Raw genomic sequence first — 24,650 nt, forward strand, 5'->3', positions numbered from 1 at the left:
TTATCCTTCAGATTCCTATTTCTTTTTTTCAAAAGAACAGGCGGCGGAAATCATTCCGGCCGCCTGACTCAATCATTTACCTATTTCTTTATTCATCTTTATCAAAATAAAGTCTAACGGTTGAGCCTTCTTTGACTTTTGAGCCAGCTTCAGGGGACTGCCGTACCACAATATCGCCTTCACCGCTGGCATCAATTTTAAGATCTAGCAGTTGTTCTGTGATTTCTAACTTAGTCATTCCCGTTAAGTCTGGCAGTGTAATTAATGGTCTATCTGGCCATTTTATTTCCTTTTCAATTTGATCTTTTCGAGGTTCTACCCCCAGTGCCATAAGACCATCCTTCATAATACTTCCAACGATTGGAGCAGCTACAGTTCCACCGAAAATAAGCCCGCCTTTCGGATTATCAACCGCAACATAAACAACAATTTGAGGATCATCTGCAGGAGCAAAGCCCATAAAAGAAACGATAAAGTTATTTTCCAAATACCTGCCGTTTTGAGCTTTTTGAGCTGTTCCTGTCTTGCCGCCAATCCGATAAGAATCAACAAATGCCCTAAACCCCGAACCTTGAGCTACTACGGTTTCAAGTGCATGACGGATTTCTTTGGATGTCTCTTCAGAAATTACTCTTCTTTTCGCAACAGGAGTATTTCTCATGACCACTTCCTTCGTGACAGGATCTATTAACTCTTGTGCAATGTACGGCTTATAAAGAGTCCCGCCGTTTACCGCCGCAGCAACGGCTGCAACTTGTTGGATTGGAGTAACCGATACCCCTTGACCAAACGCAGTGGTCGCTAATTCAACCGGACCGACTCGATTTAAATTAAACAAAATTCCTGATCCTTCGCCCGCTAAATCTATCCCTGTTTTTTGTCCAAAACCAAAGTCTTTTATATATTTAAACAAAGTATCTTTACCTAATCTTTGCCCTAATTCTACAAACCCAGGGTTACAAGAATTTTGCACTACCTCGAGGAAGGATTGACTTCCATGACCGCCTCTTTTCCAGCATTTCAATCTTGCCCCAGCTACTTCTACAGAACCTGAATCATGAAAATGTTCCTTTGCTAAATCAACTTTGCCCTCCTCTAAAGCAGCGGCAAGAGTAATGATTTTAAAGGTTGAACCAGGCTCATAGCTTGACCATACAGGTAGGTTTCTGTTGTACACCTCTTGTGAGACGTTTCGAAAGTTAGCCGGGTCAAATGTAGGTCGGCTTGACATCCCTAATATTTTCCCATTATTTGGATCCATCGCAATCGCTATGATTCCGTCAGGATTATAGGTCGCTTCAGCTATATCTAGTTCTCTCTCCATAATGGTTTGAATTTTAGTATCAATCGTAAGCTTTAAATCAAGTCCGTCTACTGGCTGCTCATAGTCGTCAGCCATGTCGTCCATTCTTTCTCCTTTAGCATTGGCGTAAAACTTAACTGCGCCTCTTTCTCCACTTAACTCTTTATCGTAGTAAAGTTCCAATCCCATTAACCCCTGGTTGTCCACCCCAGAAAATCCTAGAACATGAGAAAGATAACTTCCGAACGGATAATGTCTTTTAGAGTCTTCACCGATATATACCCCTTCGAGTCCTAAAGCCCTGATCTCTTTTGCCTTTTCATGAGAAATCTTTCGTCCTTCTTTTATCCTGATAATAGATTTACCCTCAGTGATTTGTCGGTAAGCATTTTCTTTTGGAATATTTAAAACTGCTGCTAATTTCTCTGATGTAGCTGCAGGGTCCTTGACCTGTCTTGGTATCACATATACTGTTGGAGCACTAATATTTGTTGCTAATGGCACACCATTGCGGTCTATAATCTCCCCGCGCTCCGGTTCAAAAGGAATATTTCTACTCCATGACCCCTTAGCTTGACCGGTCAACTTATCCCCTAAAACAAACTGTACATACCCAAGGCGGACATCAATAATTAGAAAAATTAAGATTCCTACGAACATTGCAATCATTAACCTTTTACGGACAGTTACATTTGAAACACGCATAAAATGAACGAGCCTCCTTTATCCTACTCGTTCATTTATATGCTTGTACTATTTTGAATAGAACGTCAACTATTACTGTTCTATCACTATTAATCCCTTGGGAGATTCTCTAATTCTTCCTCAGTGCCTTTTGTACTTTCTCCCGCTTCTTTTGCATCCATTTCGAGCTTTTCTTCTGTCGTTTTTAAATCCACGATAAGAAAATCTCCCTTGCGTAAGAAAGCACCTTCTTTAATATTTTGCTTAACAACATAACCACTGCCGGTAGAATTTAGTTTCATCCCCGAAATCTTTGCAACCTTCATTACGTCTCTTAGCGACCATTCTGTCATATTCGGTGCTGCCAATTTCCCATCGGTTTTGATAATTATTTTCTCACCCTCAAGGACATCCGTATCTGCAGCAGGAAGCTGAGCCGTGACTTTGTCACCTTTCCCCAGTACAACTACTTGTAGACCTGATTCCTCAAGTTGCTTGACTGATTTTGTTACACCTTGACCAACTAAATCTGCTAGTTTCGCTGTTGAGGCTTTTTCTTGCTGTGAAGGCTGAATATTTAAATACTGTAAACTATTTTTCATAACAGGATTAAAAACCATTGAAACAGGTATCGATCCCATAGAATAGTGTTCTATTTCAGGCTGCTGGACAGCGACATAGACAATTAACTTCGGATCATCTTTTGGTGCCATACCTAAGAATGAAAAGATATAATCCTCTTGTCCAACTAAATATCCGCCCTTTGGATCAGGAATACTAGCTGTTCCTGTTTTCCCAGCAACACTATAACCATCAATTTGATATCGAGTCCCCGTACCGGTTTCTTTATTGGTAACTACCGTTTCAAGGATATCACGGACCTCCTTGGCGGTTTCAGCGGAAATAGGTGTTGAAACAACCTCAGGTGTCACATTTTTGATTACTTCACCTGTGTCGTGATTGACAATTTTCTCAATCACTTGCGGCTTCATCATTTTCCCATTGTTAGCGATCGCAGTCATCGCTTGGATTTGCTGAATGGGTGTAATCGCAGTTCCCTGCCCATATGCGGTCGTTGCTTTTTCAATTGGCCAAGTAAATTGGATTTTTCCTGACGTCTCAGCAGGCAAGTCAATCCCCGTTGGGTTATCAAAACCAAATTTAGTCAAGTATTCTCTGAACTTTTCAAAACCTAAGAGTTCATTTGCTATTTTCGCAAAGGCAACATTCGAAGAGCGCTGAACTCCTTCAAGATAAGTAATCGTTCCCCAGCCAGATCTTTTATGATCATGTATCGGCTTATCTTTTGAGGTTACTTGATAAGAACCGGACTGGAACATATCATTCGGGTTAAATTTCTTTTCTTCAATTGCCGCTGCAAGAGTAAAGATCTTCATCGTCGAGCCAGGCTCAAAAGATGTTTCAATGGCTTCATTATGCCAGCTCTGATTTATACCTTCCTTCGTTTTAGGGTGAAAGGAAGGTCTCTGTCCCATGGCTAAAATATCGCCTGTTTTAGGGTCCGCAACAATAGCAATGATTTTTTTAGGATTATATTCCTCCACTACTTTGTTCATGGCGTCTTCCAAAAAGGTTTGAATCTTTTGATCGATGGTTAAATAGACATCATTTCCGTTCTGTGCTGGAGTAACCTTCTGTTCCCCGTTCGGAAGCAGATATCCCCATAAATCACTTTCGTAATTAATTTTTCCGTCCTTACCCGTCAGTTCATCGTTTAGGGTCTTTTCAATCCCCATCATTCCAACATAATTGTAGGTTCCATCCTTTTCTTCCACTCTGTCTGCATACCCAACCAAGTGAGAAGCAAAGATTCCATTCGGATAAAACCTTTTCGAATCGCGTTTAAAAGTAATCCCCGGAAGCTTTAAGGCTTCAATTTCTTTTTTTGTTTGGTGAGAAATATCTCTTCCTGCTTTGCCAAATTCCACTTGAAACTGATCTTTGGTCAAAATACTATAAATCTCAGACTCTTCCATATCAATAATCTTAGATAATTCCCTAGCTGTTTTTTCTGGATCCGTTACATGATTAGGCTTTTTTGGATTGGTTGTCATCTTTTTATCCAATATCGCAATTAACGTGTAAGAAGTAGTATCCTCTGAAATGACTACCTCATTACGATCATAAATCACACCTCTTGCCGCTTCCAAATTACCCGTTCTGCTGTACTTTTGCTCAGCTTTCGCAGCAAGTGGCTGTGATCCGACCTCACCAGTAAATTGAATGGTAAAGTATCTAGAAAGTAATATAAAAAAGAGCAGGCCGAATAATCCAAACAATACGGCTGCCCCGACATTCATATATGGTTGTTTCTTGTTCATTTCTCTTGCACAACCTTGACGTTATTTTCGTTTTTTACAAGCCCCATTTGCGTTGCCTTTTCTAAAATCCTCTCGTAGGTACTCAACTCACTTACTTGTACCTGCAGGTCACTATTAATCTTTTCAAGCTCATTAACAGAGGTTTGGACCTCCTGAATTTCCTTATTCACCTGGTAAATTTCCGCTTGATTCGAGATGAGATGGACGGCACCAAAACAAACCAACCCTGTAAATACTACTCCGATTATTTTCTCCCCAGGTGTAAGCCAGTGCTTTTTTGTTTTTACAATACTTTGTTCCTGTACTGTCCCTTCTACTTGCTTTTGTTGCTGAAATTTCCTGGCAAGACTACTCATTCTTTCCCCTCCACATGGTTATTTTTTATTTCTCTTTATATTATAGTTTTTCCGCAATCCGTAATTTTGCAGATCGTGCGCGGTTATTATGTTCTAATTCTTCTTCAGAAGGAAGAATAGGCTTTCGAGTAATCAGCTTTAATATCGGCTTAAATTCTTCAGGAATTATCGGTAATCCATGCGGTAAATCTGGTGTTTCACTTGCCTTTTTAAAAGCCGCCTTACAAATGCGGTCTTCTAAAGAGTGGAAAGTAATAACACTGATTCTACCTTCCGGATGAAGGATATCAATTGCTTTTTGCAAAGATTTTTCAAAAACTGCTAATTCATCATTAACGGCAATCCTTACAGCTTGAAATATCCTCTTAGCCGGGTGTCCGCCCTTTCTTCTTGCTGGGGCAGGAATCCCATCCTTAATAAGTTCAACCAGCTCAAATGTAGTTTCAATTGGCTTAATTTCTCTTCTAGCCTCTATTTTTCGTGCAATTTGCTTAGAAAATTTCTCTTCTCCATAGCGAAAAAAGATCCTAACCAAATCCTCATAAGACCAATGGTTAATAACATCATAGGCTGAAATATCCGCATCATTGTCCATTCTCATGTCGAGTGGTGCGTCATGATGGTAACTGAATCCTCTTTCCGGAGTGTCCAATTGGGGAGAGGATACACCAAGGTCATATAGGACCCCATCAACTTTTTCAATCCCAAGCTTTTCAAGTTCTTCCTTGAGGTATAAGAAATTGCTCTTGATTATGGTTAGCTGCTCACCGTAGCGTGACAATTTCTCTTTTGCATTGGCAATAGCTACTTCGTCTTGATCGAAGGCAAACAATTTTCCATTATCAGTAAGTTTTGATAGTATCAGGGAACTGTGTCCAGCCCCGCCTAATGTACAATCAACATAAATGCCATCTGGTTTAATATTCAATCCGTTAACAGCTTCATCTAGTAACACAGTTGTATGTTCAAACATCATTATCACCTTTTCCAATCGAACGATATAAAACGGAGTTATAATAGAATAACTTGTCCATTATATATCAAAACCAATCATATTTTCTGCAATTTCGGCAAAAGATTCTTCAGACTCTGAAAAATAGTCTTCCCAAATCTGTTTGCCCCAAATTTCAATTCGATTGGATACTCCTAAAACTACACATTCTTTTTCTAGTTTTGCATACTGAAGTAATGGTGCTGGAATATTTATTCTTCCTTGTTTATCGAGTTCACTCTCTGTTGCACCGGAAAAGAAAAATCGGGTAAATGCACGGGCGTCTTTTTTTGTTAAGGGCAGGCCTTTTAGTTTGTCTTCGATAAGTGCCCACTCTTTTAATGGGTAACCAAACAGACATTGATCCAAACCGCGTGTGATGATAAACATTTCTCCAAGCTCTTCGCGGAATTTGGAAGGCACAATCATCCGGCCCTTATTATCAATGCTATGATGGTATTCACCCATAAACATACCCGGTACCCCCACTTTCTATTTAAAATGTACCACATTCCCCCACTTTCCTCCACCTATTTTTTAATTATTCTTTTCCTAGTTCCCTAAATCCTTTATTTGCAGTAAATTTCTTCAAAAAAAAAGAACTTCACTAAGCGTGAAGTCCTTAAAGCTTTATTACCTTGTGTTTTCCATCAAATACAAACTCAAGCTCCATTAATTCATTAATAAAACTTGTTCCATACAGATTTAAATAATAGAAAATGTTCCAAACTCGCTCTTGCGGAAATCCATCAGGTCGTAATGATAAATCGATACGATTATACTTACTTAGAATTACATCGAACCTTGATTTTACGGATTCCTCCAACTTTGTTTCCAAGTACCCAATCTGTTTTAATAAATAGGTTTCATTTTTCTTTACTAGAGGCAGCAGACTTCGATCAAGTTGGTTTGTTTTCATCTCAATCCGTTCATACTGCTTTAATAAATTGGATTTCAGGGTGGAGAATAACTCAGATACTTCTTTATCCTTAATTGACTCTAGGTATTGGTCTCTTTCCTCCACCGTTCCCCTGCTCAATACCTTGATTAATTCCAAGTTTAGCTCATGAATATCACTTTCAACAGCTCTCTCCACCAAGGTTATGTTTAACCTCGGAACAATTGGAGGCATTTTTATTTTAAAATGCTCAAAAACCAGCTTTAATTCAGCCCAATAAGAGATTTCTCCAGGTCCAGCAATAAATGCCAATGTTGGGAATAGCCACTCTTGCATTAATGGCCGCGTCACCACATTATTACTAAGTTTCGCTGGGTCCTGATAGGCAATTTCGATTAGTTCTTCTTTTGTAAAGGAAACAACTCCACTCTTCCCCACAAAAGTATTATTTTCTGAATCAAATTCAAGCAAAATTCGTTCATTTGATTTTGGACTGTAATAAAACAAGTTTGCGGCTTTTTCATGTGAATCGATTGTGATTGGATATTCCTTTTTACTTATAATACTTTGCTGTTCAAGTAGACAATTGGTAATTTCCCTGTGTTGCTCAATTTGTTTAGAAAATTGCTCTGTCTGCAAAAGACGGAACTTACGATCACCCGAATCAACAATTAACAAGCCATAATCCTTAAAAAGTTCCATTACAATGTTAGCAAAGAAGTCGACAAACGTTGAGGAATTGCTCAATGCTTTTTCCGCAAAGTTGATTAGCTGCTTAGTTTGATTGGTCTCACCGAAGTTTTCAATTACATTAATGACCCATTGTCGGCAAACGTCTTTGTTAAGGGCGATATCTGAGACCATTTTCTTCTGTTTAACCTTTTCAGGGTATGACCATTTGTCTACTCTTTGCTTACCTGCCATAAACACATGATTTACTTCATGGAAATCATGGTCTTCCCCAGCTATCCAAAATACAGGAATGACAGGTACACCAAGCTGCTTCTCTTTTTCCTCTGCTAATTTAATAATGGAGATGATCTTATGTATCGAATAAAGAGGTCCTGTAAGGATACCTGCTTGTTGACCGCCAATAACCACTACACTATTCAATTGTTTTAGTTTTGCAAGTGAATTTTCCACTGCTTTTGATGATGGAAAACGTTCCATAAATTTCTCTATGTGACCAGCTACTTTTTCACGAGGAAAGTGTCGATTGCTTAATTCGTCTAACCTCTTCTGATCTTCGGCAAAGTCATTAAACCGATAATGGAAAAAAGGCAGAATATCAGAGGATTGTTCTAGATAATTAGAAGCAAATCGATTCGTAGCTGACAATGAGAGATTTAAAATCTCCATTTAAGTACTTCCTTTCTGATCAACCATATTCATTCCATATGAGTATAGCATTATCCAACCTAATAAAAAAAATCTTTGCTTAAGAAAATGTAAAAGTTAATGCACTCCGCAGTATGCCAAATACAGTTAGGGATATATAGGCTAAAAAGAAGATAAGAAAATTAAAACGCCAAAACCCTTTAAAAACCTTAGTAAATATAATTTCCCCTTTTATCTTCCAATGTATGACGACAAATACCATTGCAATTACGAGTAAAATTAGCAAAATTAAGCCAAAAAACGATTTACCCCAAATCGTTATTAACAAAAAATGGACAGCCACTATAAAGAGGATCGTTGAGTAATCCAACGCTTTATGAAATGACTTTCGAGTGTTTTTTGTTATAAGTTTATTCAATACATAAATGATAAAAAAACCGAGAAGAGGTACGGTTAAGAAAATGGTAATAATTGATGAGATAAATGAATTCAATTAACTCTCCTCCGATCTTTTTCTTTCCCTTTAATTAAATAATAATAGCTTTCAATGTTCGTTGCGGTTTTTCGTTGAACCTGAGCCTCCTCGATTAAAAAGCCTAGTATTGCGTCAATTTCAGTCCTTCTTCCCGCCTCCATGTCTTTTAGCATAGATGACTGGTTATGTCCGGTTTTTTTACAAATTCGGAGCACATCTCTAAATCTTTTAATAGGGTCTTCTAGGTTTAGAATAAATGAGATTTCTAGAAATAGTTTTTTTACAGCAGCAAAATAAAAAGTGTTGGTAATTAATTCACCATTTTTGATTTGAAGGATGGCAGTTAAAGGATTAATGACTGCATTTGCAATTAATTTATTTATCAGCATATTATAAAAATCTTCTTTCAAGGTAATCGGGAATTCAATAGCGGCACAAAGCTCACCAAACTCCTTTATTGTTTCAATACTGCCTTTATAAAGAGCAACATTAAAAGCCCCTTTTCCATTGTGGGAAACCGTGTATGTATTGATTTTACTGGCCCCATGCTCAACGGATCCAACAAAAATATTAGTCGCAGGAATATTTTTTAGTAATTTTAAATGACTCATTCCATTTTGTAAAAATAATAGGTTATGAGGAATAAACTCCAAACTAGTTATCTGATGAATAATAGAATGAATTTGGTATTGTTTTACAGCAATGATCGTTAATTCTTCTAAACCAGTCCAATTAGAAACAGGAAGGGCTTGAATACTAACTCTGCTTTGTAAATCACCGCCATCATACAGGTATATCCCGTTTTGATTAATGATCTCTGCTTGTTCGCTTGTTTTGGTATAAAGTGTGACAGAAAAAGCCTTGCTTAAATACGCTGCAAATAATAATCCAATAGAACCAGCCCCAATAATGCCAATCTTCACGATACCCACCCATTTATTGTCTTTTTTACTTTATATTTTATCAGATGCTGCCCGTAGTGTGTATGATTGTCCTTAAAAAGAAATAAAACGCTTTCCAAGGGATATATAAAGAATTTTTTACATCTTTGTTATATAATGATATTAATTCATTTCTTAGGGGGAGCGCTTATATGGTGTTAAAAGTTGAAAAATTAAAAGTTAATTTTAAAACATTAGAGGAATTTAAAAAATTTAAAGAATATGGCATTCAAGAACTCTCCATGATTGAAGACTTAGAAGCAAATATGATTGATAATGATAGTGACTCTCCTTTTTACGGAATCTATTTCGGAGACAAACTAGTAGCTCGAATGAGTCTATATCAAATTGACGCTAAATTTGACCGGTATTTCTATCCTCCACAAAATTATCTAGAATTATGGAAACTTGAGGTTTTACCTGATTATCAAGGTAAGGGATACGGTAAACAACTTGTAGAGTTCGCTAAAAGCTTCGGCCTGCCAATTAAAACAAACCCAAGAGTACAATCAAGAAGCTTTTGGGAGCACATGAGCTTTACAAATGTTGAATACGATATGGAACGTGACCGTGGTGAGAATCCACTCGTCTGGTATCCTGAAGGTGTAGAAGCACAGCATAATGAATAAACGTAAAAAGCGGACATATTGTCCGCTTTTTACTATTTTTCCACTCTTTCGAGGTTTCCGTTTTTATCCATTTGGAATTTTACTTTTTGCTGTCGATCTTCTTCTTGTAAGACCACCATTTTTCTTGCTCTTTCCATAATTTCAATTAATGAACGATAGTCCTCTTCAATCGCTTTTAAATTCTTTGCTAATCTTTCATTCTCAGCTGCAAGCGAATAAGATTTTTTTTCAAGTTCTTTTATTTTTTTAATGGACTTTTCTTTTGCTTCTTCGATGCTAGAAGCAGCAGCTGCTTGCTTTTGTAGACTTTCTAAGAAGTGAAGAACTGCTTGAAATGTTATACCTTCACTTCTTGCTTCACCAGAGGATGGAGTTTCTTCAGCCACAACCTTTTTTGTTATCTCACTATCCGTCGGAATACTTTGTTTTTTTAGTTCTTTCCTCTGTTTTTTAGCCAGTTCAATTCCTGATTTATACTGCTTCCTAACAAATGAGTTCCAACGAAATCCGCAAGCCGCAGAAGTACGAGAAAGTTGTTTTCCAACTTCCTCAAATGCTTGAAGCTGTGTTCCACCTTCTCGAATATGTCTTAACACAACTTCAGCAAGCAATAAATCTTCATCTTGGGACCATGCATCTTGGCGAGTTGGTGACATCAGTCAAATCCCTCCTAGTGTTTTTATTCATACATATGCATCTACTAGAAAAGATAGACTGATAACAGATTGTCTTTATTCTTATTTCTTCATTTTTTTACTAATAAAATTTTGTACATACTTATGATGTGACTCACTTTCCCATAGAACACTGCAATTTCTTACTTCTTTTTCTATTCTTTCTCTCAGCTTGTTTTCTTCCCATTTTAAAATCCACATCATTTTATACGATTCTAAAACCTTTAAATCAACTGTTAAAAGCTTCTCCAAAAAGGTTTCGCACGCACTGATGTGATTATTTGAATACATATGATCGATAAAGCCCGCTTCTCTTAAATATTCAGCAGTTTGAATTTCAGCTTCCATTAAAAGCTTCATGCTGAGTGCCGCTGGTAGTTTTTCTGCTAATATCGTTCCCCCGCCCCAACCAGTGGTGATAGCTTGTTTACCTTGTACAAATCCAGCTCTTATTCCTTCTCTCGCTAAACGAAAATCACAAGCAGCAGCCAGTTCACACCCGCCGCCAACGGCTGTACCATTTAATAGAGCAATTGTTGGCTTTGTTAGTGTCATCAGTGAATAAAGAATGTGTGACATTTTTGAAAGCATTCCATACGCTTCTTCCTTTGTCTGAAGTTGGTGAAAAACAGATAAGTCACCCCCTGAACAAAAAGCCAGATCCCCTTCCCCAGTAATGACAAGCGCCTTAATCGTTGGATTATTCATTAACGAGATAGCCTCTGTTAACCCTTGCATGACATCATAATTAACAGCATTTCTTGTTTCGCTTCTAGTGATTGTAAATAATAAATAACCCTTTTCGCGTTTCTCAATGGAAAACGACAAACAAGTGTCCCCCTTCCCCTGAATATATGTAAGTATGTACGATTACTCGAAAACGACAAAAGCACAAGGGCATACTGCTCCTTGTGCTTTTTATCCTAATGGAAATTAGTCGTTAACAACGTCTTTTCCTTTGTATGTTCCGCAAGCTTTACATACGCGGTGTGAAAGTTTCATTTCACCACAGTTTGGGCAGCTTACCATACCAGGTACGTTTAATTTAAAATGTGTACGACGTTTTCTTTTTACAGTTTTAGAAGTCCTTCTAAAAGGTACAGCCATTCTTCCCACCTCCTTAAAGAGTATTAAGAAAGTAATGAAGGCCAGGAATGCTGGTTCTTCACTTTGCTTCTTGTTTTGCTGATTATGATTCGGAAGAAGAATTGTTTTTGTCAAAAAACTTTGCAAGGCCTGCTAATCTTGGATCAATCTTTTTGGATTGATCCACATCACTCAGAACTTCCCAGTCCTTACCGGATTGAGGTGCAGCATCTTCATGATTGACATCTTCACAGAACACCTGCATTGGAACTTCTAGTAAAAGAATTTCTCTAATGACTGGCATTAGATCAATTACTTCCCCTTTTACTTGATAAACTTCCTCTTCAGTTTCATAAACTGAACCTTGTAAGAGGAAAGTTTCAGTTGTTTCGACATTAATTGGAAGTTTAACATCCACTAAAGTACGAGAACAAGGCAGGATTAAATGACCCTCGATTTTCAGATGAAATGTCACTTTCGTTGAATCAATATCACCCCGACCAGTAATATGCATCGGAGATACTTCACGAATCGACGGATCCGTTTCTTTTATCTCATCAACTCGAATGATATCGTCAATCAGAAAATCCTTGTTTCGATATTTTTGTAATTGGCTTAATGTCCATTTCAATTGAATCACCCCAAGGCAACAAAGGTAATTATAGCCTTCGATTAAATTTTTGTCAATGTTTTTTCTTTACACCTAAAATGCGATTTTTCATTTTACTATTTTTCTAAAAATAAGCTCTTCATATTAGTTTACCCAGTTAAATCAGATTACAGTCCCAGCTTCTAAATATCATAGCCAATTATCTTATTATGGTAATTTTTGCTATAATACGATTACCAAAAGAATTAGATGATTTAAAGAATAAGGAGAACGTTAAAAATGAAAGCTGTTGGTGTAATTGTCGAATATAACCCTTTTCATAATGGTCATGCCTATCATTTGCAAGCTGCAAAGGAATTAGCACAAGCTGATTTAGCTATAGCCGTTATGAGTGGGAATTTTCTTCAACGTGGTGAGCCTGCTCTTATATCTAAATGGTATCGTGCAAGGATGGCTCTGCTAAATGGCGTTGATATTGTCCTAGAACTGCCTTATCGTTTTGCAACACAAAAGGCAGAAACTTTCGCAAATGGTGCTGTTTCCATTTTAGATGCGATTGGCTGCCATTCACTTTGCTTTGGCAGCGAAAGCGGCGATATATCATCCTTCTTCGAGACGGTTGATTATTTGGATACACATAAAGAGCGTTTTGATGAAAAGATTAAAATGAATATAAAATCAGGTGTTAGTTACCCTAGAGCATTATCGTTGTCTTTTCAATCATTGTCAAGCCCTGAAAATATTTTGAGTTTAGATAAACCGAATAATATTCTTGGTTTTCATTATGTGAAATCTATAATGCAGCAAAAAAGTTCAATCCTTCCTCTCACGGTAAAAAGAAAAAATGCTGATTATCATGACGAGCACTTTGCTACAGAGACCATCGCGAGTGCCACAAGCATAAGGAAAGCATTGTTTGCCAGTAAAAAAGAAAATAGCCCGATTGAACAATATGTTCCTGATGCGACGAGCACCCTTTTGAAAGAATACTTAGCTGTATATGGACATTTCCACGAATGGGAAAATTACTGGACCTATTTACGCTTTCGCTTGTTGCATATGAATCCTGAAGAGTTAAGAGAAGTTTATGAGGTAGAAGAAGGAATTGAGCATCGTATACTAGCAGCTGCACTAGATTCCACTACTTTCAAGGAATTTATGCAAAAGTTAAAAACAAAACGCTACACATGGACAAGGCTGCAAAGAATGTGTGTTCATATCTTAACCAATACAAAAAAGACAGATATGAAAAGCACGTCTGAGACACCTTCTTATTTACGACTGTTAGGTATGACAAAGAATGGAAAAGATTACTTGAATAAGTATAAATCTCAATTTTCTCTACCACTCATATCTAAACTATCTGCATATAAGGAAGATGAAATCTTATTAGATATTAGGGCTTCTAGAGTTTATTCCTTCGGGATAGGAAACCAAACTAGAGAACGCTTATTACAACTGGAATATAAACAACCACCTATTTATATAGAATAAAAAAACGGTGCCACGGAGGCACCATTTTTTTATTCTATTGGTAACTTCTGCAGATAATTAATCGCGTCATCTATAACATCCACTGGAACAATCTTCATTTTTGAATCAATATCCCGTGCTGTCTTCACTGCTAGTTCGTAATTGGAATCCTTGATGCCTTTTTCATTCGGGGCAAAGAAAATCTCAGCTCCTGCCTTGTCTGCAGCTACTATTTTTTGATCGATTCCTCCAATTGGTCCAACTATTCCAGTTGGATCGATTGTCCCTGTTCCTGCAATTTTGTACCCTTTTGTATAGTCCTCTTCCATTAATTGATCATAGATTTCTAGTGAGAACATCAAACCGGCAGAAGGTCCACCGATTTCATCCGTCTTGACCGTAACTTTAGGGTTAACAATAATTTCCTTATCATCAACTAAAGAAATACCGATGCCGATTTTCTTTGGGTCATCCTTGAAGGGCTCGACACTTATTTTCACTGTTTTTGTTTTATCCTCTCTGGTTATCGTTAATTCTACTTGCTCTCCTGCCTTTTTCTTACCCACATACTCGATAAACCTTTCAGAAGAGGAAAATTCTTGTCCATCTACCTGAGTAATTCGATCACCAGCAAGTAATTTTCCATCTGCGGGCATGTCAGGGACTACCTGAACAATGTAAACCCCTTTGTATTCGTATTCAACAGGGTATCCTGCTTTTTTATATGCCACTTCAATGGCATTTAACTTGGAACCTGCCATCATATGCAGCTGTCTCGCATTATATTCATCTTGTGTTTCTGTTTCGTGTAGTATGGCTTCCACTGGGTAGAGTTCAACATAATCAAAGAGTTTAGCCTCAACATAAGAATAAATATTAGCCCTTCCCATCCTTACTGTTGTCAGCATATAGCTTCCCTTTTCCTCCGTACCGCCTGCAACTTGTATGATTGGTGCTAATTCTTTTGCAATACCTGGTTTCGAAACATAATAAGGTAATGAAAAAAATATCCCTGCTATCATCATCAGTGCAATAACAATGGAAGAACCTATAAATATTTTGCTTTTCAAAAGCCCTGCCCCTTCCATTCCTTTATAACCTTTTTTATAAAATCTAAATTTTTCTTCGCCTCTTCTTCTCCTAGTGCGATAATCTCTTCAATGTTTGTAAACGCACGTGAGCTATACACCTCGACAGGCGGACGAATCATGATATCTGAAGCAATTTCACGATAATTAATAATTTCAGTTTGCATGATATCGATACTTTGCATGATAACATCGTAAATAGAAGTTATTTCTGCGTTCCGCTTCACTCTAGATACATCAACCGCTATTACAATATCTGCTCCCATTTCCTTCGCCACCGATACGGGAACCCTATCTGACACACCGCCATCCACTAAGATTCTACCATTATATTTTTCAGGTACAAAAATTCCTGGTATCGCTATACTTGCTCTGACAGCTTCAGCAACTGGCCCTTGTTTAAATACAACTTTTTCACCTGTAAGCAGATCGGTAGCAACTATTCCTATTGGGATAGATAATTCTTCGATATTTTTACCATGAGTAAACACTCTAATGAATTCCTTTACTCGTTTCCCGGCAATAAACCCCATTTTTGGAACGGTAAAATCTAAAAAATATTTCCGCTTAAATGCAGTTGATAATTTATATAAACGGTCAAGTTCAATACCTGCCCCATAAAAACTGCCAACAAGTGCTCCCATACTGCTTCCTGCGATCATATCTATGGGAATTCCTGCTTCCTTCAAGACTTTAATAACCCCTAAATGAGCAAACCCCCGTGCTCCGCCGGAACCAAGCGCTAATCCTATTTTAGGACGCTCCATATGTGTTCCCTCCCTTTTCATAAGCTATAAAAGCTTTATGACACTATACAATTTGTTAGGAGAAATCTCGTTCAATCTTATGGTCTAAATTGGCGTTATATGAGTATATTTGTGATATATGGGGACAAGGCCGAATTTAAAAAAAGTGAGTAATCCTTATTTTAACATTTCTTATTTATACAGTATAACAAAACCCTCGGAAAGGAGGATATACATTGTTTTATTCAAAATTAAAAACAATCTTTCTATCTATAGCTGTAATAATTTTAGCTGGTTCCATGATCGCTTTTCCGAAGGAATCTTTTGAAGCATCTCTCCGTGGACTAACGATGTGGTGGGAAATCGTTTTTCCTTCTTTACTGCCTTTTTTTATCGTATCCGAAATGCTAATTGGTTTCGGCGTAGTTAAGTTTATTGGAGTGTTATTAGAACCGCTCATGAGGCCGCTTTTCCGAGTTCCCGGGGTAGGAGGGTTTGTTTGGGCAATGGGAATGGCTTCTGGATTTCCAGCAGGAGCTAAGCTATCCGCAAGACTCCGTCAGGAAGGTCAGCTGACACAAATTGAAGCAGAACGGCTTGCTTCCTTCACTAACTCCTCTAATCCATTATTTATCTTCGGTGCTGTAGCTGTTGGTTTTTTCCATAACCCGCATTTAGGAGTCATTTTAGCATTGGCCCATTATTTGGGGAATATTTGTGTTGGGTTAATGATGCGGTTTTATGGGAATGAAACCCCTGATAGGAAAAAGGACAAGGAAAATAAATTTATACTTAAGTCCGCCTTTTCTGCATTGCATCAAACTAGAATTAAAGACAAGCGGCCAATTGGCAAACTTCTTGGAGATGCTGTAAATTCTTCTATTCAAACTTTGTTAATGGTTGGCGGGTTCATTATTTTATTTTCAGTAATCAACAAGCTGCTGTTTCATCTACATATTACGGCTGCACTAGCAAGAGGTTTTGATGTTCTATTTTCCAACCTTTCACTCCCTGATATGCTCAGTATTCCATTTATTTCAGGTTTATTTGAAATTACACTTGGTAGCGATTTAACAAGCCGGGTTGGAGACGCTACTTTGCTTCAGCAAGCGATTGTTACGAGCTTTATTTTAGGATTTAGCGGATTTAGTGTTCAAGCCCAGGTTGCAAGTATTTTGGCACAAACTGACATACGATTTAAACCATTCTTTTTTGCACGAATTGCCCAGGGGCTTTTTGCCAGCTTCTTTGCTTTACTCTTATGGAAACCAATTTATGTCCGGTTTTACCAAACAGGAGAACCATCTAATGCGATTCCTGTTAACCTCTTTGGTCAAGGTACATGGCCGCAAATTTATTTTCATAAATTAACAGAAGCAGGTCCACTGATAACGATAATTTCACTGATGATATATGTATTGATACTATATAATCGACTACGAAAAAGTTATTAGCATAAAAAAAGCCTTGGTAGCAAGGCTTTTTAACTTTCATCGATTAAATTTCTTGTTTAATGCTTCTTCTACAATAGGTGGTACCAATTCGGATATATTTCCATTGTATTTAGATACTTCTTTAACAATACTTGAGCTTAAGAATGAATATTGACTGTTGGTCATGATAAAGAAGGTTTCAATTTCGTCATTGAGCACTCTGTTCATGGATGTTATTTGCATTTCATATTCAAAATCTGAGACAGCACGTAAGCCGCGAATGATAGCATTTGCCTTAACAGACTTCGCGTAATCGACTAGAAGTCCAGAATGTTCATCCACCGTCACATTTGGGAGATCCTTTGTCACTTCTTTTATAAGTTTTATCCGCTCCTCGACACTAAATAGCGGATTTTTTGATGAATTGTTCATAACGCTTACATAGACCTTATCAAATACCTTTGCACCTCTTCTGATGATATCTAAATGTCCGTACGTGATTGGATCGAAACTCCCAGGACAAACGGCAATACTAGCCACAAAAGACTCCTCCTTATTCCTCACTAAATCGCGAATAAATTGTAATCGCAATAATTCCATATTTCTCATGCTTAACTCGTGAAAATTCCCCTGCTCTCTCTGGCAATTCAACATCATGACTATGTTCGCAGATAATGGAACCGCCATTTGTTACTAACCTATGTTCGGAAATTTTTTCTACTAAACTAACCAGCTGCTGTTTTTTATAAGGCGGGTCTAAAAATATGTAATCAAAATGAATCTCCCTTTTTATTAGGGCTTTTAAAGCTCTTTCAGAGTCATTTCGATAAACTTCTGCTTTATCCTCCATCTTACAAGCTTGGATATTCTCATGAATTGTTTGAATTGCTTTTGCCTCTCGATCGACAAAAATGACTTTATCTAAACCTCTGCTTAAGGCTTCGAGCCCTAACCCACCGCTGCCAGCAAATAGATCCAATCCTACTCCACCGTCAAAATAAGGTCCAATCATATTAAATAAGGCTTCTTTTACTTTATCCGTTGTTGGTCTGGTTGTATTTCCGGGAACAGCTTTTAATGGTCTTCCTTTACAAATACCTGAAACAACTCTCAATCATCATCACCACAATTTTTCCAGTATTCTATTTTTAAGAATATCCTATCACAATTGAATAGACTAGCCAACTTGTTGGATTATTTCTGAAAAATTATTTTAAATACGTATAAGCTTCTATGTTGTGGAGATAATGTAACTAACAACATCAATTCGAGGATGTTGTTGCCAACCGCGGAGAAGACTTACGTTTCCCCATAAGTTCTTCCTCCGGTTTCTCCTCTCCCTTTGCCTTCTATCCTTTATGAGGATGTAGAAGGACCCTGCAGATTTAGGTCTGCAGGGTTTTTTTCTTTTCGTTGAAGTATTATATCCAAAAATATGATAAAGTATGGGAATGAAATCTTAATCAAAGGAGAGTTATCTGTGATACAACGCTTTATTGAACTAGGTGAGGGTTATTCGGATTTATATGAACTGCTTGAACTAGCAAAGGCAAATCAGCACCGGCTTCTCCATATGATGGCATTCCACACCACAAAGAATGAAAAGCAGGTGACCTCTTTAGCAGTCATAATGCAGCTCACAGATCCTGGTAAATTCCAAGCTCTTTATATCTGCCGTGAAGGGATCCCGAATCCGAAATTCACACCAAATAAAAGATATGATTTGTTTCAACAGACTGCAGAGGAACTTGGCAAGCAGATTATTCAGCTATCTGTTAAACCTTCTTCCATCTTCCATGAAAAAGAACTATACTACCAGCACTTAATCGCAATTTTAAGATTAAATCATTATATTAAGCCTCTCCATTGAGAAAAGCGGAAGCGCCAATCGGCACTTCCGCTTTTTTATTAAATACCCATCTTATAATCATATTCTTTTGCTTTATCTGGAGCTGCATTTTCAAATTCCATCTTTAAGAAAGGTTTATATGACGGTTCTACTTTTTTAACAAATGAAAAGGAATTTATTTTTTCCATAATCACTTCAAGTTCATCTTGATTACAATAAAGTACAACATACTTTAATTTCTTCGAAACATAATGAACATTCCCAAAACGTCTTAACATCTTAGCCTGCTTTAAGGAATAGAGCCAAATAACCAATCCTTGTCTTTGTACAAACATACTTTTTTCCCCTTCAATAAACCATCATTTTAATAAGTCTAGCATAGTAAAACACTCTTTTTCAATTCAAACTTTACTGACGTATGTCTAAAGTAAACAAAAACGCCAAAGGATAATGGTGATTCATATGGATTTAGAGCCCATTTGGCATCAGTTTATTAAGGAGCTTACTCTAAATAAAGATATTAAGAGTGCCTATTGGAGAAAAATAGCAGGAATTCCGTTTCTATACGTTAGCTCCCCTGAATTATCTCAGCTAACTCTCGAGGCAATCATAAAAAAATGTTCTGTCACCGCTATAAAAGGTAACCGATTGCACAGCGAAACAATATTTGTACGACAGGATGGGGTGCTTTTTGTTTATCGTCACCGGTTTTATGTACCTCAAGAAAAAATGTTCTGCTGCGGAAACCTATGTGTCGATTGTACACGGTTAAAAAGATAGAAAAATCGGCTTAATATAAAATTAAGCCGATTACTTTAGGCCGAGCAGCTGCAGCTCCCGCCGCCGCCACAGCCTGAACCATGAGACCCAGTATCAAAAAATGGATTTCCAGAGGGTACTTTAATGTGCTTGGAAACAGCACCGCCAACTAGCATACTAATTTCATCCAGCAGACCTTGAAGGTCATTTTCCGCTAATTTAAACTCAGCTACGTGTGGATCTAAGTCCATTTCCCGTTTGTTTTCGCGAATTTGGCTCATTACCATTTTGTAGTCTGGGTGGTATTTACCAAAACGCTGCACCTCTTCGTAAAGCTCTTTAAGTTTAACAAAACGGTTAATCTTTTCTTGCGTTTCCTTATTGTTTTGCATTTTATATAGGCAAATTTGATATTGCTCAACAATATCCGATTCTAATACCATTTCTGCTAATTCCTCAGCATATTCTAAAAGTTCTATTCTTTCTGATGTAGCAAGCATGTACGTCCACACCTCCACTCACATTTTAACATGAATGTATGCAGAAAGTGAAATAAACTGTCACTTAGGGATATTTACCAAGAATTCTTGTGTGACTCCGTATGGTACGTTTTTTAAGTCAACAACTTCTAGTTTAACCGTATGTTCCCCAGGTGGCAGACCTTTAATGATGAACGCTGCCGAGTTTACTTCTTTTGTTTTTTTACCATCCAGCCAAATTACGAGCTTCCCCACCTTTCGATCCTGTTGGTCGGATTGCCGAAAACTGACTCCAGTTAAGATACATTCTACAAAAACATTATTACCTTTGGTCTTGGTTTGAACATATAACGATGGAGACTTTTCTGAATAGTCACTAACCTTCGCTAAAACATCGGACTTCTGGAAACCTGATAAGATACCTACAAGAAATATAGATAGAATCGTTAATTTTATGTACTTTTTCACAATCATCACTCCTTTTAACTGTATTGTTCGCCTCCTTTATTTTTTTTACTCTATACTCTGTTATAGAAGTAAAAAAGACCACATTACATTGTGGTCTATCTTCAACTCTGGTCTTTCATGGATTGCAGCATATAAAACATCATCGAAGCCATTTGTACATTATTTGTAAATTTCTCCACCTTGTCAGGAATTGTTTTCTTGTAGTAGTGAAGTGAAGCAATTTCCAATGTCTGCAAATCATATGGATTCCTTGAAAGTTTACGATACCAAAGCGGCTGTTCGCGAATGAATTTTTTTAGTTCCTTTTGACGATTTAAATATTCAAGCACATCTCTTCTCATGAAAAATTTCCCTCTCTATTAGTCTTTACGAAATGAAAACGGGTGTTTAGGTTCTATTTTTGGGGTTGCCTGCCTAGGCTGACTGCCTTGAAATTGGGAAATTACCCCCTGTATGGCCCCTAACGCTTGACTTAAGCTGTTGATATAATGCTGAATTTGATTAGGGTCCATTTTCTGTACGGTTCCTAGGATCGTTGAAATCCAGTCACCCTTTTTTTCATCTTCCTTTTCCACACTAGGACTTGCGTTTACCCCTATTGTTTCCCAGCGATTATCTTCTTCACCAAGCAGATACCAATCCTCATATAACTCCTGCCATGTTGTATTTCCATTTCGTACTTCCTTTATTAACTCGGGACGATTTTTCACAAACTCTTTAAATTTTATCACGGAAGGATGTAAATTTTTTTGCATATTTCTTCACTCCTGCCCAAATCAATACCTATTATACGATATGTTTTAAATCCAAAATGGTGAAAATCCTACATACTGTAAAAATTGTTTTTTTAGTGATAAGATGTCTTCAGAACTAGAAACGAGAGAGGGAATACGGATGAAAGAAAGGTTAGAGCAATTATTAAGCAACTGTATCGAAAAAGGGTCAGATGAGGATCTAGGTGCCCTTGCCCATTTATTAGAGGGTTTCGAAAAAACAATCGATAACAAGTACATGCAGTATATTGATGGGCTTCTTCAATTTGAGAGAAAAATAGACAGAGAAAAGAAAACATGTGAAATCATCGTACCATTAAATAGTCTTTGGAATAATTCATTAGGCATTGCACACGGCGGAATCACTGCTACGATACTTGATACAGCCATGGGGACAGCAATAAATGCCATCCTTCCAGAAGGATATGGAGCTGTGACCAATCAATTAAATATTCATTACATCGCCCCAGGGATAGGAGATACACTCCGCTGTATAGCTGAAATCATCCATCATGGAACTAAGACAGTTGTGATCTCAGGAGAGGCTTTCCGTACAGATGGCAGGAAAATAGCTCATGCAACAGGAACATTTTTTATCATTCAAAAATAGGTGGGAGAAGGTACAAAATGGTTACCGCGGTTGTAATCCCGATAATTTGTCTTTACTTCTATTGGATTACTAGAAAAGAGATGAAACTAAATGATAGTAAATGGCTGGCAGCAGCTGAAGTGAGTAAAGAAGCCGTCCTAACTGGTGAAATTAGAAGTTTTAATCGAGAGAAACAACGCTTTTATTATCATCGATATATACTGGTATATGAAATTACACTGCAAACAGAAACGAAATTAATAAAAGCAAAAAAAATAATTCCTCTTACAAACAATTTCGAACTCGACAACTTCTCAATTGGTGAAGTAATACGAATATATGGCTCCTGGGAAGGAAACCATTTTCACTTTAATGAATATGAAATTGTAATTAATGATTAAAGATAAAAAGGTGACAAACTGTCACCTTTTTACTTTATCTTTATTGGCTATTGTTCATCATTTTTTTGGATAAAGTTTTGTGTATAATATTTTTGGTAGACTCCAACACCTAAATGCGTGAATTCCTCGTTTAATAAAGACTCACGGTGCCCTTTACTATTTAACCAGCCTTCTGCTACTGCAGGTCCATCCGGGTAATTAGCCGCAATATTTTCACCAGCAGAATTATATGCAACGTTTGCAGCCTCTAATCTATCGGAAAGACTGCCAAATTTCTTAGAAGTATGGGAAAAGTCGTTGCTATCTGACATATCCTTACTGTGGCTATAGGCGACTTCTGAGGTTTCTTGATCCCATTCTAGTGACTTCACATTATGTCTTAGTCGCATAACATTGGTTATATCAAGTATTTCCTTCTCTGTCCCTTCTTCAATCAATCGCCAAACGTCTTCCGCCGGCTCCCCTACCTCAATTAATTCCCCGGTATATCCTAGTTCATAAGGTCGTTGTTTAATTAACGTTTCATCATTCAAAAATCGAACACTGGAAAGACTACCAGTAAACTTATCAATATATAATTGGACATAAACATCACCCAATCTAATTAATGGCCGAATATTTAAATCCGTATCATTCAGTTCAAAACGATAGGAGTTCCCCTTATAATCTATATCTATATTTGTATCGATAGACTGTGTATTAAAAATTTCCTCTATTGGCTGTCCAATTTTAAAGGGAGAAACATCCACATTCTCTCCTATTGCATAAACTGTCACTACTTTATTATTATCTACCCCAACCTGTACATATCGTGAGTAGTCAATATTATATATATACCATTGGTAACCATACAAGGATTCATCTATTCTTTGCGGTTCACCTAACATACCCTTTAAGTAAGCAAGATCTTGACCAAGAAGTAAGCCCATACCACTTGTTGGACGTTCAGCTGTTGTTTTCTCTTGGGCACTATTTTCCTGATTTTGATCTAATGATTCATTTATTTCTAACGTAGGGTCATCAGTTATTAAAACTTCATTATCGTCATTTTCACTTATACTTGTATAAAAACCAATTGTCACGAAAATAGACGCTAGGATGAGGATTCTGAAGAGAGTACGCAGATGTATTCACCCTCTCTATTACTATTCTTTTTTAATTATATCACCATTATCTTTGTTAGTAATAGAGAATATTAAACTTATCAGAAAAATAATATTTATGAAAAAAAAAAACAGATACACCAATAGATGCATCTGTTTTTCATTCCTTAATGCTGTACTCCATTATAATTTTGCTCTGATATTTCACTTAGAGCCTCTTTTGCTTGATCATCCGTCATTTTTCTTATTGCAAAATCACCTAAAGAGACAATTCCAACTAATTTGTCTCCTTCAACTACAGGAAGTCGGCGGATTTGATGTTCTGCCATTAAGTTTGCTGCTTCTTTCGTTGATGCATCAGCAGAGATTGTTATAAGTTTGTCGCTCATTATGTCTTCAACTTTAGTTGAACCAGGATGTTTTTCAGCAACACCTCTTACAACAATGTCACGGTCTGTAATCATTCCCACAAGTTTTTCCTTATCAACAATAGGAATGGCTCCGACATTTAATTCTTTCATTTTTACAGCTACTTCAAATACATTATCCAACAAGGTACAACACTCTACTTGGTCTGTCATAATATCACGGATCTTTTCCATTTCTTCGCCCCCGATTGAAGATAAATTATTCTTACCATTTACTTATGTTTACCAAAAAGCAGTCATTTATTCGATGATGTATTCATTGCAAGTTTAAACATTTTCAACTATTATTAAATTGAATTAATTTGCTATCCTGCTATGTAAATAACAAAGGGGTTAGGCATGTTTCTAGGAGGGACTACGATATGAAATTCGATAATACTGGCTTAGACAAGTTAAAAGCTGATTTAAACCGTTTAGATGATGTAATGCTTGATTACGGTTTAGTCCGTGAAGGTCAGTGGGACTACGAGCGTGTTACATATGACCGTAAGTTCGAGTTAAAAGAAGGCGTTTTTTACTTACGTGTTCGAGGCTATGCAGTTGAAGGGGATGTTGATACCAATAAGGCAGTTATTCAATTATTAACGCCATTGTTAGGAAAACATTATTATCCTCATGGAGTAGAATATGGTGAAGGGGAAAACTTCCCAGCATCACTTGTAAACCAATGCAAGAAAATTCTTGATGATGTAAAAAACGAAGTAGAAAAATTTGCTTTATAATCAAAGCGACGC

The 24,650-nt window shown here is 37.2% G+C and carries 29 protein-coding genes and 2 pseudogenes; 7 read left to right on the forward strand and 24 right to left on the reverse strand.

The window, feature by feature from the left end:
* Nucleotides 1-88: 88 nt before the first annotated feature.
* The 8 genes from F4694_RS09825 to F4694_RS09860 form a co-directional block, all read right to left on the reverse strand.
* The gene (locus tag F4694_RS09825; protein ID WP_179597339.1) at nt 89-2,008 is read right to left on the reverse strand and encodes a stage V sporulation protein D; all 1,920 of its coding nucleotides are present in this window, start codon (nt 2,006-2,008) and stop codon (nt 89-91) included.
* Nucleotides 2,009-2,097: 89 nt separating this feature from the next.
* Nucleotides 2,098-4,329, reverse strand: a complete 2,232-nt coding sequence (locus tag F4694_RS09830) for a penicillin-binding protein (RefSeq protein ID WP_179597341.1) — start codon at nt 4,327-4,329, stop codon at nt 2,098-2,100.
* Entirely contained in the window at nt 4,326-4,685 is a 360-nt protein-coding gene (ftsL, locus tag F4694_RS09835) for a cell division protein FtsL (protein WP_179597343.1), read from the reverse strand. Before ftsL ends, F4694_RS09830 begins: the two co-directional genes overlap by 4 nt.
* Nucleotides 4,686-4,725: 40 nt before the next feature.
* Nucleotides 4,726-5,658, reverse strand: coding sequence for a 16S rRNA (cytosine(1402)-N(4))-methyltransferase RsmH (gene rsmH, locus F4694_RS09840; RefSeq protein ID WP_179597345.1), 933 nt, complete (start codon nt 5,656-5,658; stop codon nt 4,726-4,728).
* A gap of 60 nt (nt 5,659-5,718) precedes the next feature.
* Complete coding sequence (gene mraZ / locus F4694_RS09845) at nt 5,719-6,150, reverse strand: division/cell wall cluster transcriptional repressor MraZ (RefSeq protein WP_179597347.1); 432 nt, start codon at nt 6,148-6,150, stop codon at nt 5,719-5,721.
* Between the two features lie 148 nt (nt 6,151-6,298).
* The gene (bshC, locus tag F4694_RS09850) at nt 6,299-7,933 is read right to left on the reverse strand and encodes a bacillithiol biosynthesis cysteine-adding enzyme BshC (protein ID WP_179597349.1); all 1,635 of its coding nucleotides are present in this window, start codon (nt 7,931-7,933) and stop codon (nt 6,299-6,301) included.
* 79 nt (nt 7,934-8,012) lie between these two features.
* On the reverse strand, nt 8,013-8,405 hold the full coding sequence (locus F4694_RS09855; RefSeq protein WP_179597351.1) for a DUF3397 domain-containing protein: 393 nt from the start codon (nt 8,403-8,405) through the stop codon (nt 8,013-8,015).
* Complete coding sequence (locus tag F4694_RS09860; protein ID WP_179597353.1) at nt 8,402-9,310, reverse strand: 2-dehydropantoate 2-reductase; 909 nt, start codon at nt 9,308-9,310, stop codon at nt 8,402-8,404. The genes F4694_RS09855 and F4694_RS09860 overlap by 4 nt, the downstream gene beginning before the upstream one ends.
* Nucleotides 9,311-9,480: 170 nt before the next feature.
* Between F4694_RS09860 and F4694_RS09865 the strand changes: the two genes are divergently transcribed.
* Nucleotides 9,481-9,957, forward strand: coding sequence for an N-acetyltransferase (locus F4694_RS09865; protein WP_179597355.1), 477 nt, complete (start codon nt 9,481-9,483; stop codon nt 9,955-9,957).
* Between the two features lie 32 nt (nt 9,958-9,989).
* On the opposite strand, the pseudogene F4694_RS32945 reads toward F4694_RS09865, so the two are convergent.
* From F4694_RS32945 to F4694_RS09885, 5 genes and pseudogenes are all read right to left on the reverse strand, one after another.
* Nucleotides 9,990-10,133 (reverse strand): annotated as a pseudogene (locus F4694_RS32945) (RsfA family transcriptional regulator); the annotation flags it as partial.
* Nucleotides 10,134-10,369: 236 nt separating this feature from the next.
* Nucleotides 10,370-10,613: pseudogene (locus tag F4694_RS32950) on the reverse strand (RsfA family transcriptional regulator); the annotation flags it as partial.
* Between the two features lie 81 nt (nt 10,614-10,694).
* A complete protein-coding gene (locus F4694_RS09875; protein ID WP_179597359.1) occupies nt 10,695-11,459 on the reverse strand; it encodes an enoyl-CoA hydratase/isomerase family protein in 765 nt (254 codons plus the stop codon).
* A 105-nt stretch (nt 11,460-11,564) separates the two neighbouring features.
* Complete coding sequence (rpmF, locus tag F4694_RS09880; protein ID WP_063251584.1) at nt 11,565-11,738, reverse strand: 50S ribosomal protein L32; 174 nt, start codon at nt 11,736-11,738, stop codon at nt 11,565-11,567.
* A gap of 82 nt (nt 11,739-11,820) precedes the next feature.
* The gene (locus tag F4694_RS09885) at nt 11,821-12,348 is read right to left on the reverse strand and encodes a YceD family protein (RefSeq protein WP_179597361.1); all 528 of its coding nucleotides are present in this window, start codon (nt 12,346-12,348) and stop codon (nt 11,821-11,823) included.
* A gap of 258 nt (nt 12,349-12,606) precedes the next feature.
* Here F4694_RS09885 and F4694_RS09890 point away from each other — a divergent pair, with 258 nt between their 5' ends.
* Nucleotides 12,607-13,821, forward strand: a complete 1,215-nt coding sequence (locus F4694_RS09890; RefSeq protein WP_179597363.1) for a nucleotidyltransferase — start codon at nt 12,607-12,609, stop codon at nt 13,819-13,821.
* A 29-nt stretch (nt 13,822-13,850) separates the two neighbouring features.
* On the opposite strand, the gene F4694_RS09895 is transcribed toward F4694_RS09890, so the two are convergent.
* Nucleotides 13,851-14,870: a SepM family pheromone-processing serine protease gene (locus tag F4694_RS09895; RefSeq protein WP_179597365.1), complete on the reverse strand. Its 1,020-nt coding sequence runs from the start codon at nt 14,868-14,870 to the stop codon at nt 13,851-13,853.
* Complete coding sequence (locus tag F4694_RS09900) at nt 14,867-15,655, reverse strand: patatin-like phospholipase family protein (RefSeq protein WP_179597367.1); 789 nt, start codon at nt 15,653-15,655, stop codon at nt 14,867-14,869. Before F4694_RS09900 ends, F4694_RS09895 begins: the two co-directional genes overlap by 4 nt.
* Nucleotides 15,656-15,870: 215 nt before the next feature.
* Here F4694_RS09900 and ylbJ point away from each other — a divergent pair, with 215 nt between their 5' ends.
* On the forward strand, nt 15,871-17,088 hold the full coding sequence (ylbJ, locus tag F4694_RS09905) for a sporulation integral membrane protein YlbJ (RefSeq protein ID WP_179597369.1): 1,218 nt from the start codon (nt 15,871-15,873) through the stop codon (nt 17,086-17,088).
* Nucleotides 17,089-17,124: 36 nt separating this feature from the next.
* Here the strand turns inward: ylbJ and coaD are convergent, their stop codons facing one another.
* Together coaD and rsmD are read right to left on the reverse strand one after the other, a co-directional pair.
* The gene (gene coaD / locus F4694_RS09910; RefSeq protein WP_179597371.1) at nt 17,125-17,607 is read right to left on the reverse strand and encodes a pantetheine-phosphate adenylyltransferase; all 483 of its coding nucleotides are present in this window, start codon (nt 17,605-17,607) and stop codon (nt 17,125-17,127) included.
* Between the two features lie 13 nt (nt 17,608-17,620).
* Nucleotides 17,621-18,181, reverse strand: a complete 561-nt coding sequence (rsmD, locus tag F4694_RS09915) for a 16S rRNA (guanine(966)-N(2))-methyltransferase RsmD (protein WP_179597373.1) — start codon at nt 18,179-18,181, stop codon at nt 17,621-17,623.
* Nucleotides 18,182-18,547: 366 nt separating this feature from the next.
* Between rsmD and F4694_RS09920 the strand changes: the two genes are divergently transcribed.
* Nucleotides 18,548-18,937, forward strand: a complete 390-nt coding sequence (locus F4694_RS09920) for a DUF7147 family protein (RefSeq protein WP_179597375.1) — start codon at nt 18,548-18,550, stop codon at nt 18,935-18,937.
* Nucleotides 18,938-18,975: 38 nt separating this feature from the next.
* Here the strand turns inward: F4694_RS09920 and F4694_RS09925 are convergent, their stop codons facing one another.
* From F4694_RS09925 to F4694_RS09945, 5 genes are all read right to left on the reverse strand, one after another.
* On the reverse strand, nt 18,976-19,251 hold the full coding sequence (locus tag F4694_RS09925) for a YlbG family protein (protein ID WP_045515404.1): 276 nt from the start codon (nt 19,249-19,251) through the stop codon (nt 18,976-18,978).
* A 480-nt stretch (nt 19,252-19,731) separates the two neighbouring features.
* Nucleotides 19,732-20,175 (reverse strand): YlbF/YmcA family competence regulator, encoded by a 444-nt coding sequence (locus F4694_RS09930; protein ID WP_179597377.1) that lies wholly within the window; start codon nt 20,173-20,175, stop codon nt 19,732-19,734.
* Nucleotides 20,176-20,235: 60 nt separating this feature from the next.
* Nucleotides 20,236-20,622 carry a hypothetical protein gene (locus F4694_RS09935; RefSeq protein ID WP_179597379.1) on the reverse strand — a complete coding sequence of 129 codons (387 nt, stop codon included), beginning with the start codon at nt 20,620-20,622 and terminating at the stop codon, nt 20,236-20,238.
* Between the two features lie 101 nt (nt 20,623-20,723).
* The gene (locus tag F4694_RS09940) at nt 20,724-20,963 is read right to left on the reverse strand and encodes a YlbE-like family protein (RefSeq protein ID WP_179597381.1); all 240 of its coding nucleotides are present in this window, start codon (nt 20,961-20,963) and stop codon (nt 20,724-20,726) included.
* 18 nt (nt 20,964-20,981) lie between these two features.
* Nucleotides 20,982-21,377: a YlbD family protein gene (locus tag F4694_RS09945; protein ID WP_179597383.1), complete on the reverse strand. Its 396-nt coding sequence runs from the start codon at nt 21,375-21,377 to the stop codon at nt 20,982-20,984.
* A gap of 139 nt (nt 21,378-21,516) precedes the next feature.
* Here F4694_RS09945 and F4694_RS09950 point away from each other — a divergent pair, with 139 nt between their 5' ends.
* Together F4694_RS09950 and F4694_RS09955 are read left to right on the forward strand one after the other, a co-directional pair.
* On the forward strand, nt 21,517-22,005 hold the full coding sequence (locus F4694_RS09950; protein WP_179597385.1) for a PaaI family thioesterase: 489 nt from the start codon (nt 21,517-21,519) through the stop codon (nt 22,003-22,005).
* Nucleotides 22,006-22,022: 17 nt separating this feature from the next.
* Nucleotides 22,023-22,385, forward strand: a complete 363-nt coding sequence (locus F4694_RS09955; RefSeq protein ID WP_179597387.1) for a hypothetical protein — start codon at nt 22,023-22,025, stop codon at nt 22,383-22,385.
* Between the two features lie 47 nt (nt 22,386-22,432).
* Here the strand turns inward: F4694_RS09955 and F4694_RS09960 are convergent, their stop codons facing one another.
* A complete protein-coding gene (locus F4694_RS09960) occupies nt 22,433-23,467 on the reverse strand; it encodes a CAP domain-containing protein (RefSeq protein WP_308806324.1) in 1,035 nt (344 codons plus the stop codon).
* A gap of 188 nt (nt 23,468-23,655) precedes the next feature.
* On the reverse strand, nt 23,656-24,090 hold the full coding sequence (locus F4694_RS09965; protein ID WP_179597389.1) for a CBS domain-containing protein: 435 nt from the start codon (nt 24,088-24,090) through the stop codon (nt 23,656-23,658).
* Between the two features lie 188 nt (nt 24,091-24,278).
* Here F4694_RS09965 and F4694_RS09970 point away from each other — a divergent pair, with 188 nt between their 5' ends.
* Nucleotides 24,279-24,638 (forward strand): YugN family protein, encoded by a 360-nt coding sequence (locus tag F4694_RS09970; protein WP_179597391.1) that lies wholly within the window; start codon nt 24,279-24,281, stop codon nt 24,636-24,638.
* The last annotated feature ends 12 nt before the right edge of the window (nt 24,639-24,650 follow it).

Source organism: Neobacillus driksii (genome assembly GCF_013409995.1).
In the GTDB taxonomy this organism is placed as follows: domain Bacteria; phylum Bacillota; class Bacilli; order Bacillales; family Cytobacillaceae; genus Neobacillus; species Neobacillus driksii.

Excerpts from the sequence above, each read along its gene's own strand:
- F4694_RS09925 (WP_045515404.1), bottom strand. The coding sequence starts at position 19,251 with ATGTTTGTACAAAGACAAGGATTGGTTATTTGGCTCTATTCCTTAAAG.
- F4694_RS09950 (WP_179597385.1), top strand. The coding sequence starts at position 21,517 with ATGAAAGAAAGGTTAGAGCAATTATTAAGCAACTGTATCGAAAAAGGG.
- rpmF (WP_063251584.1), bottom strand. The coding sequence starts at position 11,738 with ATGGCTGTACCTTTTAGAAGGACTTCTAAAACTGTAAAAAGAAAACGT.
- F4694_RS09830 (WP_179597341.1), bottom strand. The coding sequence starts at position 4,329 with ATGAACAAGAAACAACCATATATGAATGTCGGGGCAGCCGTATTGTTT.
- F4694_RS09970 (WP_179597391.1), top strand. The coding sequence starts at position 24,279 with ATGAAATTCGATAATACTGGCTTAGACAAGTTAAAAGCTGATTTAAAC.
- F4694_RS09930 (WP_179597377.1), bottom strand. The coding sequence starts at position 20,175 with ATGCTTGCTACATCAGAAAGAATAGAACTTTTAGAATATGCTGAGGAA.
- F4694_RS09945 (WP_179597383.1), bottom strand. The coding sequence starts at position 21,377 with ATGCAAAAAAATTTACATCCTTCCGTGATAAAATTTAAAGAGTTTGTG.
- F4694_RS09865 (WP_179597355.1), top strand. The coding sequence starts at position 9,481 with ATGGTGTTAAAAGTTGAAAAATTAAAAGTTAATTTTAAAACATTAGAG.
- F4694_RS09890 (WP_179597363.1), top strand. The coding sequence starts at position 12,607 with ATGAAAGCTGTTGGTGTAATTGTCGAATATAACCCTTTTCATAATGGT.
- F4694_RS09965 (WP_179597389.1), bottom strand. The coding sequence starts at position 24,090 with ATGGAAAAGATCCGTGATATTATGACAGACCAAGTAGAGTGTTGTACC.
- bshC (WP_179597349.1), bottom strand. The coding sequence starts at position 7,933 with ATGGAGATTTTAAATCTCTCATTGTCAGCTACGAATCGATTTGCTTCT.
- F4694_RS09900 (WP_179597367.1), bottom strand. The coding sequence starts at position 15,655 with ATGGAGCGTCCTAAAATAGGATTAGCGCTTGGTTCCGGCGGAGCACGG.
- F4694_RS09940 (WP_179597381.1), bottom strand. The coding sequence starts at position 20,963 with ATGAGAAGAGATGTGCTTGAATATTTAAATCGTCAAAAGGAACTAAAA.
- F4694_RS09825 (WP_179597339.1), bottom strand. The coding sequence starts at position 2,008 with ATGCGTGTTTCAAATGTAACTGTCCGTAAAAGGTTAATGATTGCAATG.
- F4694_RS09955 (WP_179597387.1), top strand. The coding sequence starts at position 22,023 with ATGGTTACCGCGGTTGTAATCCCGATAATTTGTCTTTACTTCTATTGG.
- ftsL (WP_179597343.1), bottom strand. The coding sequence starts at position 4,685 with ATGAGTAGTCTTGCCAGGAAATTTCAGCAACAAAAGCAAGTAGAAGGG.
- rsmH (WP_179597345.1), bottom strand. The coding sequence starts at position 5,658 with ATGTTTGAACATACAACTGTGTTACTAGATGAAGCTGTTAACGGATTG.
- mraZ (WP_179597347.1), bottom strand. The coding sequence starts at position 6,150 with ATGTTTATGGGTGAATACCATCATAGCATTGATAATAAGGGCCGGATG.